The sequence below is a fragment of the Nonomuraea lactucae genome, assembly GCF_003313395.1.
In the GTDB taxonomy this organism is placed as follows: Bacteria; Actinomycetota; Actinomycetes; order Streptosporangiales; family Streptosporangiaceae; genus Nonomuraea; species Nonomuraea lactucae.
Window position 1 is genome coordinate 1 of the sequence record NZ_QNFZ01000662.1, and the last position, 2,919, is coordinate 2,919.

A 2,919-nucleotide genomic window follows, 5' to 3' on the forward strand; every position below is an offset into this window, starting at 1 on the left:
CGCGTCGACCCGCGCGCCACGGCCAGGCTGCACAGGGCGCTCAACGACCGGCCACGGCTGCCCGACGGCTTCTCGCCCCGGCCGGGGCAGGCCTGGCGGGCCCCGTTCACGCCGGCGAACCGCGACTGCCTGGCCGTCCTCGAACCCGCCGGCGGGCGGGCTCCCGCCCAGTCCCTGACCGCGCAGGCGGCGGTCAGCTACCAGGGTGACGAGCTCGGTGAGCAGGTCGCGGTGGGGCTGGCCCAGTACGCGAACTCCGAGGCCGAGGAGCACCTCGACGACCTCGCGCGGGCCATGTCGCAGTGCCGGGCGATGCGCTCGACCGGCGGCACCCGCCTCAGGCTGCGACCGCTGGGACTGTCCCTGGAGGACGTCGGCGACCGGGCGGTGGGCGCCGAGCTGCGGGGCAGGCTGAAGGGCTACCCGTACGCGATGGACGTGGTGCTCGTCCGCACGGGCGACACGCTCGTCTCGCTCGTCCACACGGGGCTGGCCCAGGTCGACCCCGAGCGCACCAGGCGCCTCCTCGGGGCGGTGCTGGAGATGGCCAGCGCCTAACCTAGTGCCCGTGACACTCGATCCCGAAGACAGCAAGATCATCACCCTGGCCCGTGCCGCCCGGGCGCGCAACGGCTCAGCCGAGGGCGCCGCCGTGCGCGACGAGACCGGCCGCACCTACTCCGCCACCGACGTCGCGCTCACCTCGCTCACCCTCTCCGCGGTCCAGGTGGCCGTGGCGATGGCGGTCTCCAGCGGCGCCCGCTCCCTGGAGGCGGCCGCCCTGGTGACTCAGGGCGCCGGTCCGAGCGCCGCCGACCAGGAGGTGGTGCGCGAGCTGGGCGTCAAGACGCTGCTCGTGGCCGACCCCGACGGGACGCTCCGGAGCTGACATGGCGATGTCGCCCTATCTGGCCGGGCTGCGCGCCAAGGTGGGCTCCGACCTGCTGATGCTGCCCTCGGTGTGCGGGTGCGTGTTCGACGAGGCCGGGCGGCTGCTGGTGGCGCGGCACGGCGACGTGGGCCTGTGGGCCGCGCCGGGCGGCGGCGTCGATCCCGGCGAACGGCCCGAGGAGAGCGTGGTCAGGGAGCTGCGCGAGGAGCTCGGCGTGGACGTCGGCGTACGCGGCCTGATCGGCGTCTACAGCGGGCCCGAGTTCCGCACCGTCTATCCCAACGGCCACGAGTGCATGTACATGATCGCGGTGTACGGCTGCGTGCTCGCCTCCGGCACGCCCGTCCCCGACGGCGACGAGATCACCGGCTTCCGGTGGGTCACCGAGGAGGAGCTGCCCGGGCTGACGATGACGGCGTGGTCGCCCCGGGTGCTGCCCGAGGTGTTCGCGTGGTGGCGCGGTCAGGTTTCCTGATGGGCGACAATGCACAGGTGACTTCGCCAGACAGCCATCGCGCCGGATTCGCCTGCTTCGTGGGGAGGCCGAACGTCGGCAAGTCCACCCTGATGAACGCCCTCGTCGGCACGAAGGTGGCGATCACCTCGTCCAAGCCGCAGACCACCAGGCGCGCCATCAGAGGCATCGTGCACCGGCCCGACGCCCAGATCGTCATCGTCGACACCCCGGGCCTGCACCGCCCGCGGACGCTGCTCGGCGAGCGGCTCGACAGCCTCGTGCTGTCCACGCTGACCGAGGTGGACGTGATCGGGTTCTGCGTGCCCGCGAACGAGCCGATCGGCAAGGGCGACCGCTTCATCGCCGACAAGCTGGCGGCCGTGAAGAGGACGCCCGTGGTCGCGGTCGTCACCAAATGCGACCTGGCGAGCAAGGAGCGGATCGCGGAGCAACTGCTCGCCGTCTCGCGAATCGCGGACTTCGCCGCGATCGTCCCGGTGTCGGCCGAGGCGGGTGACCGGCTCGGCGTGCTGGCCGAAGTGCTGATCGAGCACCTGCCCGAGTCGCCGCCGCTCTACGAGGGCGGGCAGCTCACCGACGAGCCCGAGCAGGTGCTGGTGGGCGAGCTGATCAGGGAGGCGGCGCTGGAGGGCGTGCGCGACGAGCTGCCCCACTCGATCGCGGTGGTGGTCGACGAGATGCTGCCGCGCGAGGGGCGCGACGACCTGCTCGACATCTATGCCCACATGTTCGTGGAGCGGCCCTCGCAGAAGGCCATCGTGATCGGGCACAAGGGCGAGCGGCTGCGCGACGTGGGCACCAGGGCGCGCAAGCAGATCGAGGCGCTGCTCGGCACCCGCGTCTACCTCGACCTGCGGATCAGCGTCGCCAAGGACTGGCAGCGCGACCCCAAGCAGCTCCGCCGCCTCGGCTTCTACGACTGACGGGCGGGTGTTCAGGATCGGCGGAGCACTGTGAGGACGGCGAAGAGCACCACGGCCAGCGAGGCGGCCAGGGCGGCGAACCAGCCGTAGCGGATCACCGGCTCCACCGACAGGACCCTGCCCAGGTCCAGCGAGACCCGGTCGGCCAGGCCGCGCGGGTCCGCCACGAACATCACCAGCAGCGCCGTCGCCAGCCCGCCGGGCACGACGGCCAGGGCGGCGATCCACGGGCGGCCCAGCCCCCCGGCGACGCCCAGTGCCAGCGCCGCCAGCCCGGCGACCAGCGTGTAGACACCCAGGCCCGCGTCCACGCCGCGGATGCCGCTGGACACGCCGCCCCCGAGGAGGTCGCTCCTGGCCTCGACGCCCGCCCACGGCAGGATCGCGCTGACCACCAGGGAGGCCCCGGCGACGGCGACGGCCAGCGCGTAGCCGCGCCGCGTCCCGCGCTCGGCGGGGCCCGGGGAGGGAGAGTCGGCCACACGATCACCTTAGGCCGGGTGGGCCGCTCCGGCCAGGCCGAGCGCCAGGGACTCGCCCCACTCCAGCCGGCGCCGCAGTTCCACCGCGTCGCCGCCGAGAGCCGACACCAGGGTGCCGGGCCCGGCCAGCGGCAGCACGGCGAC

Annotated in this window: 5 protein-coding genes; 4 read left to right on the top strand and 1 reads right to left on the bottom strand. The window is 73.6% G+C overall.

Features of this window, described 5'->3' with window-relative positions; genetic code table 11:
* The 4 genes from DQW85_RS24990 to era form a co-directional block, all read left to right on the top strand.
* On the top strand, positions 1–558 hold a 558-nt coding region (locus tag DQW85_RS24990), incomplete at its 5' end, for a hypothetical protein (protein ID WP_162795354.1).
* A 10-nt stretch (positions 559–568) separates the two neighbouring features.
* A complete protein-coding gene (locus DQW85_RS24995; protein WP_113702438.1) occupies positions 569–889 on the top strand; it encodes a cytidine deaminase in 321 nt (106 codons plus the stop codon).
* Position 890: 1 nt separating this feature from the next.
* On the top strand, positions 891–1,367 hold the full coding sequence (locus tag DQW85_RS25000) for an NUDIX domain-containing protein (RefSeq protein WP_113702435.1): 477 nt from the start codon (positions 891–893) through the stop codon (positions 1,365–1,367).
* A 17-nt stretch (positions 1,368–1,384) separates the two neighbouring features.
* Positions 1,385–2,293, top strand: a complete 909-nt coding sequence (gene era / locus DQW85_RS25005) for a GTPase Era (RefSeq protein ID WP_240197410.1) — start codon at positions 1,385–1,387, stop codon at positions 2,291–2,293.
* A gap of 11 nt (positions 2,294–2,304) precedes the next feature.
* On the opposite strand, the gene DQW85_RS25010 is transcribed toward era, so the two are convergent.
* Entirely contained in the window at positions 2,305–2,775 is a 471-nt protein-coding gene (locus DQW85_RS25010) for a hypothetical protein (RefSeq protein WP_113702437.1), read from the bottom strand.
* Between the last annotated feature and the right edge of the window lie 144 nt (positions 2,776–2,919).

Bases quoted from the DNA above. Each gene is read 5' to 3' on its own strand.
- DQW85_RS25000 (WP_113702435.1), top strand. From the start codon at position 891: ATGGCGATGTCGCCCTATCTGGCCGGGCTGCGCGCCAAGGTGGGCTCC.